This is a genomic window from Agriterribacter sp. (assembly GCF_035445465.1).
GTDB lineage: Bacteria > Bacteroidota > Bacteroidia > Chitinophagales > Chitinophagaceae > Agriterribacter.
On the sequence record NZ_DAOMQT010000022.1, the window covers coordinates 41,265 to 47,898 of the forward strand.

Consider the following 6,634-nt stretch of genomic DNA (forward strand, 5'->3'; position numbering starts at 1 on the left):
CCAATCATCCGGCAATGCCCCCCTGGTGGCTACGGCAGCTCTGGTTTATATTAAAAATCCAATAGCATGAACAACCTGATCCGGTATGATATTGAATTGTTTTTCAAAATAAACAGGCAATGGCATAATTCCTTTCTCGACTGGCTTTTACCCTTGCTCAGGAACCAGTACTTCTGGTCGCCGCTGTATCTTTTTACCCTTGTTTTTATACTGCTGAATTTTAAGAAGAAAGGTTTGGTATGGATCGCTTTCTTTTTGATAACCTTCGCCTTAACCGATATGGTAAGCAGTTCCCTGATCAAACCCTGGGTTGAACGTTTGCGGCCATGCGCCGACCCCTATCTTGCAGACTCAGTACGGCAGGTTGTGGGCTGCGGAGGACCATACAGCTTTACGTCTTCTCATGCCACCAATCATTTTGGGATGGCCATGTTCGCTTTTAAAACATTATTGTTTATTCCACTGTCATGGAGATGGGTATTATTTGCCTGGGCCTTTGCCATATCATACGCCCAGGTATATGTTGGCGTGCATTTCCCCTTAGACATTGCCTGTGGAGGGCTGCTGGGTTGTACTATTGGCATGGGTACGGCATGGGTGTTCCATAAGAACGCCGGTTTACCCACTTTAGCTTAACTTCATATATCATGATCGAAATTTTGATTATACTGGGATTAATTTTACTGAACGGTATTTTTTCAATGGCAGAAATGGCGCTGGTATCTTCCCGCAGAACACGGTTAGAAACACAGGCTGCAAAGGGCGACAAAAGAGCAAGTGAAGCATTAAAGCTCATTGAAAAGCCTGACGCTTTTTTTTCAACCGTTCAAATTGGCATTACCCTTATCGGCATTTTAACGGGTATCTTTTCGGGTGAAGCGTTAAAAACAGACCTCATAATCTATCTTAACAGGTTTGACTGGATACGTCCTTATGCCAATGGAGCCGCTACTGCCATTATTGTAATCATCCTTACTTATTTTACACTGATATTAGGTGAGCTGGTTCCCAAACGCATAGGACTTTCACGTCCGGAAAGTATAGCCAAGCTGGTTGCCGCTCCCATGCGCATGCTGAGCAAAATAGCCCATCCATTTGTGTGGCTGCTGAGCAAATCAACGTTTTATACTGTCAGACTATTGAAGATCCAGGGAAAAGACAACCAGGTAACGGAAGAAGAAATAAAGGCTATCATTAGTGAAGGAACGGAGCAGGGAACGATTGAAGAGGCGGAACAGGAGATCATTGAACGCGTTTTTCATTTGGGCGACCGCAACATTACATCGCTAATGACACACCGTAATGATATTGTATGGTTCAGCATCCATAAAGATGAAGATAAAATAAAAGAAAAGATCATTGCGGAGCCTCACTCTGTATACCCCGTTTGTGAAAATGATATTGACGATATTAAGGGTGTAGTGTCTATTAAAGATCTGTACATACATGAGAAAAGCACAACGCTCCTTAGTGAGATCATGCAGCCCACCCTGTTTGTGCCTGAAAATAATACCGCCTATCAGGTACTGGAGCGGTTTAAAGAAACAAAAATACATTGCTGTTTTGTTGTAGACGAATATGGAAGCCTGCTGGGCATGATTACCCTTAATGATATTCTGGAAGCTATTGTGGGAGATATTCCACAACCGGATGAAGAAGACTACGAGATCATTAAACGGGATGACGGAACCTATTTTGTAGACGGGCAGATACCTTTTTATGATTTTTTAAGGGCGTTTGAAAAAACGGAATGGATGAATGAAGGCGAGCACGATTTTGATACGCTTGCAGGATTTATCTTACATCAATTAGAACGCATTCCGTATACCGGCGACAAGCTGGAGTGGCGTGGATTTACTTTTGAAATAGCCGATATGGACGGACACCGCATTGATAAAGTGCTGGTAATCATTTCCGAAACGATCAAAAGGGAAATGGAAGAATAAATTTTCACATTTATCAACTACTCCCGGCATCAGATTTGAATAAAGAGCGGCAACAACCCGTTTATTTCTAAAATCTGATACCAATGAAACCTGCAATTGTAAAATTGTTATGTATTCTTTTGCTCCATAGTATTTTCATTTCCTGCAAAAAAGAAAACACCGGTTTAGATGCCGGCAGCGCAACCAAACCCGATATGGATGTTATTGAAACCCTTCCGCCGGTTCAGGTAGCCGTTTCATATGATCTTACCCCTAACTGCGCGGGATTTTACAGGGCCCTGCCGGCACGTTACGATTCAACAGCTAAAAATTACCCCTTGCTCGTTTTTCTGCATGGCTCAGGTGAAATGGGCAATGGCACAACAGACCTGCCCAAAGTGTTAAAGAATGCTGTTCCCAACCTCATTAACAAAAAGAAATTCCCCCCCAACTTTACATCCGGTGGCAAAAATTTTTCCTTTATCGTGCTTTCACCACAGGTTAAAAGCTGGACAACACCCGAAGATGTACGCGCCATGATACAATATGCCATAGCGAAACTAAGGGTAGATACAACAAGAATATATGTGACGGGGTTGAGCCTGGGAGGTAACACCACATGGAATTTCGCCTCTAAATATGGTCAAATGGTAACAGCTATAGTTCCTGTTTGTGCTTCCAATACGGCAACCGCGGCAAACACAAAAGCGATAGCTTCAAAAAACATTCCGGTATGGACATTTCACAATGAAGACGACCCTGCGGCGCCTGTGCAAAAAACAAAAGATTTTGTTGCAATGATCAACAGCTATAACCCCAACCCCAAAGCCAGGCTAACCCTGTGGCCTACCGGCGGGCATGATGCCTGGACAAAAGCTACCGATCCTTTGTACAAAGAAAATAAGATGAATATATATGAATGGATGCTGCAGTATCATAAGTAGCGGTGAATGGTGAATAGCGTGTGGTTAGCCTCACGTGAGTAGTTACTCACCTGTGTCATGATACCTCATACCTCACACCTGAAAACCTGCACCCTGAAACATGAAACCTCCCTCTACCATTCTCCCAGCTCCTGCACACCGTGGGCGTATTTTGCTTCATGATCCAGCAGCCATTTTTTCCGCCACAGATCACCGCCATAGCCAACCAAACTACCATTGGCGCCAATAACCCGGTGGCAGGGCACTACGATGCATAATTGATTTTTTCCATTGGTGGTTCCCACCGCACGAATGGCTTTTACATTGCCGGTTCTTTTAGACAATTCCAGGTAGGAAATGGTTTTCCCGAAAGGGATACCCGGCAAAGCATTCCATATTTTTTGCTGAAAAGGAGTTCCCTCCTGGCTGAAGGGGAAATCAAATACTCTCCGCCGTCCTGCAAAATACTCATCCAGCTGGGTAGTGCAGGTATGCACAACAGCGCTGCCTGCATCATGCTTTATTTCAGCTTCATTTAACTTTGGTCCTTTCCACGCGTTTACAAACAATATGGCATGAATTGCTTCAGCGGAGCTTTTAATTTCCAGCGTACCAACAGGGGAATCATAATATGTTACACACAAACCGGTTGCTACCATTTTGTATATCCCTTTAATCAATGCACGCAAAATTAGCGCAATTCTTATCCTATCCTGCTACCGTTGATAACTTTTTGCTGCGGTTGCAGCAACACCACGGTATTGCTGTCTGTATATACGCCCAGCACCAGGCATTCGCTGAAGAAGCTGGCGATTTGTTTAACCGGGAAGTTCACCACAGCGATCACCTGTTTGTCAATAAGCTCATCCGTGGTATACAACGTGGTAATCTGCGCGGATGATCTTTTTATGCCCAGTTCGCCAAAATCAATCGTTAGCTGGTAGGCGGGCTTTTTAGCTTTGGGAAATGGTACGGCTGCTGTGATGGTTCCCACCCGGATATCAATTTTTTCAAAATCGTTCCATGAAATATCCATAGCATAAAAATTGCCGGCAAAGCTAAAAAGAGTAATTGATATGGCTCTACCTGTTAATGGTTATTTGCTACAGGATTAATGCCGTTGCGAACATCCACAGGAAAACGAAGAGCAATTTGGGGCTGTGAACCAAGGTGCAAAGCCCTACAGCCGTCCCGGCTATGCACTGTACCCCGATGCATATCGGGGTGCCGTTTCTATCCGGCAGCCTTTCGGCTACAGAACAAGAAAGGCGCTGACGATTATACCGGCGCCGGAAGCAATTTAAAAATCTGTATTCGCTCCGAATATATAGTCTTTACCGTGGTTAAGTTGAATAAAGCGGGGGTATGCTATTTTTTTGAGCTATGGAATTCATCAACATACGCAGCCAGGTGTAAAAGAGGAAGCAGGTCTTCTAATTCTTCTTTTGTTGAGGGCATATCGTGAAAGTCATAACTGCGCACTTTTGTTACGCAATCGTATTCACCAAGTATATTATCAAGTAAAAGCAGCGCGCCATAAGCTACCTGGTTATAGTTTTCTTCAGTTATGCCCTTTGCATAAATGATCACATCGAGCGTATCGCCGGTAACGATGGGAAAGAATTTCATTTGCTCCGGATCTAATTCATGATCCTGTGCTTTTAATTTCATTCCCTTCAGTTGTTCAGGGTGCATCCTTTGCCGGAAAGCAATAAATTGCCATCCTTTAATTGCAGGCGCTTTGGCAATAATATTTTTAACAAGGCCAAATAAATCTTCATTCCCATCGGCAGAAACCGTCATCCGGATTATACCATTTTGCGGTGGTTCCAGTTCAATAGCAAGTCCCGGCTGAATTTTTTTTGCCTGTACCAGCATTTCGGTTAAATAGCTGTCGGGGTTTTCCTCAAAATTACTGAGCCGTTTCTGGTTTGCTTTGAACCATTTCCAAAAATTTTCGATGGGATCTTTTTTAACAAAATTCCCTGACACCGGATTTTTCTTTTCCTCTTTGTTGCCGGCTGTACAAATTGTTAGTCCAAGAAAAATTGCCGGGATAAGTATTAAAAATTGCTTCATAGTGCTGCATCAAAGTTAAAAAAATATTCTTCTTCCTGCTCTCCGGTTAACTGCAAACCCAAAATCATAAACCAACAAACTACTCATAAACTTCCCAACTTCTTCCTACCTTAACATAAAATTTTTAGCTATGCCTGCCTATAAAAAAAATAATTCACGCAGAAAGTTTATCCGTAATACCGCGCTTGCCGCTTCCGGCTTTTTTATTGTACCCCGTTATGTGTTAGGAAAGGGTTATACCGCTCCCAGCGATAAGCTGAATATTGCCGGTATAGGTGTAGGCGGAAAAGCAGAAGTAAACCTGCCTTATGCTTTTAATAAAGGATCAGATAATATTGTTGCGCTCTGCGACGTAGACGACCGTCAGGCGGTAAACGGCCGCAAGCGATGGCCCAAAGCGCCCTACTATAAAGATTTCCGGCAAATGCTGGAAAAAGAGAATAAAAATATAGATGCAGTGATTATTACCACACCCGATCACATGCATTTTGTGCAGGCCATGACCGCTATGCAGTTGGGCAAGCACGTGTATTGCGAAAAACCGCTTACCCACGATATTTATGAAGCCCGTATGCTTACCCGCGCCGCGGCAAAATACAAAGTAGTTACGCAAATGGGCAACCAGGGCAGCAGCGGCGATGATACGCGGCTTATTGAAACCTGGGTACAGGACGGGCTTATAGGTGATGTGCATACCGTACACGTATGGACGAACCGTCCTACCTGGCCGCAGGGCATTCCTACACCTAAAGGAAAATTTGCGATACCGAAAGAGGTAGACTGGGAACTATGGCTTGGCACTGCTCCCTACAGGGGATTTAACCCTACCTACCTGCCGGCCATATGGCGGGGCTGGGTTGATTTTGGAACAGGCTCGCTCGGTGATATGGGCTGTCATTTTATTGACGTGCCCTACCGTGCATTGAAGCTAGGCTATCCTGTTGCGGTGGAAACCAGCGTGGGATCCGTATATACCGGTTTCTTCCAGGAAGCTATTTACCCCGACAGCTATCCCCCATCTGCTAAAACGCATATCCGGTTCCCTGCAAGGGAAAACATGCCGGCGGTTGAAATGGTGTGGTACGATGGCGGCATCCGTCCTAAACGACCTGTTGAACTATTGCCTGATGAGGAAATGGGAGAATACGACGGCGGAATTATTTTTGAAGGAACGAAAGGCAAGATCATGGCCGGGCTTTTCGGCCGCAACCCAACGTTGCTGCCTACACGAAAAATGAAGGAAACGGAACTGCCCAAATCGAAATTCGGTTTCGTGGAAGGTGGTACCGAAGGGCACCAGCAGCAATGGGTAAAGGCGTGCAAACAGGGATATGGCGCCTATACCAGCTCTTCGTTCGATAAATCGGGACCTCTAACGGAAACCGTACTCATGGGCAACCTGGCCGTGCACAGCTATAATCATTTTGAAACCGATGCCAAAGGCAACCGCAAGTTCAATGGCAGAAAACAACTGCTCTGGGATGGCGAAAACATGCGCATTACCAATTTTGAACCGGCTAACCAGTTTGTGAGAAGAAAGTACAGGGGAAACTGGAACGGGAGTAGTGAGTAGTAAGTGATAAGTGGGCAGTAGTGGTAAGCTGATACTTCAAACCTTATACCCTATACCTTATACCCTATACCCTATACCTTATACCCTATACCTTATACCCTATACCTTATACCCTATACCTTATACCCTATACC

Annotated in this window: 8 protein-coding genes; 5 read left to right on the forward strand and 3 right to left on the reverse strand. The window is 44.5% G+C overall.

The genetic code is table 11. From position 1 onward, the window contains the following. Positions 1 to 66: 66 nt before the first annotated feature. The 3 genes from PLE34_RS12325 (at position 67) to PLE34_RS12335 (ending at position 2,869) form a co-directional block, all read left to right on the forward strand. On the forward strand, positions 67 to 636 hold the full coding sequence (locus PLE34_RS12325) for a phosphatase PAP2 family protein (RefSeq protein WP_324557403.1): 570 nt from the start codon (positions 67 to 69) through the stop codon (positions 634 to 636). 11 nt (positions 637 to 647) lie between these two features. After that, positions 648 to 1,946: a hemolysin family protein gene (locus tag PLE34_RS12330; RefSeq protein WP_324557405.1), complete on the forward strand. Its 1,299-nt coding sequence runs from the start codon at positions 648 to 650 to the stop codon at positions 1,944 to 1,946. 83 nt (positions 1,947 to 2,029) lie between these two features. Continuing rightward, on the forward strand, positions 2,030 to 2,869 hold the full coding sequence (locus PLE34_RS12335) for a carboxylesterase family protein (protein ID WP_324557408.1): 840 nt from the start codon (positions 2,030 to 2,032) through the stop codon (positions 2,867 to 2,869). 113 nt (positions 2,870 to 2,982) lie between these two features. Here the strand turns inward: PLE34_RS12335 and PLE34_RS12340 are convergent, their stop codons facing one another. Beyond that, on the reverse strand, positions 2,983 to 3,537 hold the full coding sequence (locus PLE34_RS12340; protein ID WP_324557410.1) for a methylated-DNA--[protein]-cysteine S-methyltransferase: 555 nt from the start codon (positions 3,535 to 3,537) through the stop codon (positions 2,983 to 2,985). A 14-nt stretch (positions 3,538 to 3,551) separates the two neighbouring features. Beyond that, positions 3,552 to 3,884 carry a tRNA-binding protein gene (locus PLE34_RS12345; RefSeq protein ID WP_324557413.1) on the reverse strand — a complete coding sequence of 111 codons (333 nt, stop codon included), beginning with the start codon at positions 3,882 to 3,884 and terminating at the stop codon, positions 3,552 to 3,554. Positions 3,885 to 4,008: 124 nt separating this feature from the next. On the opposite strand from PLE34_RS12345, the gene PLE34_RS12350 reads away from it, so the two are divergent. Further along, a complete protein-coding gene (locus PLE34_RS12350) occupies positions 4,009 to 4,152 on the forward strand; it encodes a hypothetical protein (RefSeq protein ID WP_324557415.1) in 144 nt (47 codons plus the stop codon). A gap of 64 nt (positions 4,153 to 4,216) precedes the next feature. Here PLE34_RS12350 and PLE34_RS12355 read toward each other — a convergent pair whose 3' ends face one another. Beyond that, complete coding sequence (locus PLE34_RS12355; protein WP_324557417.1) at positions 4,217 to 4,927, reverse strand: hypothetical protein; 711 nt, start codon at positions 4,925 to 4,927, stop codon at positions 4,217 to 4,219. 130 nt (positions 4,928 to 5,057) lie between these two features. Here PLE34_RS12355 and PLE34_RS12360 point away from each other — a divergent pair, with 130 nt between their 5' ends. Then, positions 5,058 to 6,500 (forward strand): Gfo/Idh/MocA family protein, encoded by a 1,443-nt coding sequence (locus PLE34_RS12360; RefSeq protein WP_324557419.1) that lies wholly within the window; start codon positions 5,058 to 5,060, stop codon positions 6,498 to 6,500. Positions 6,501 to 6,634 lie beyond the last annotated feature (134 nt).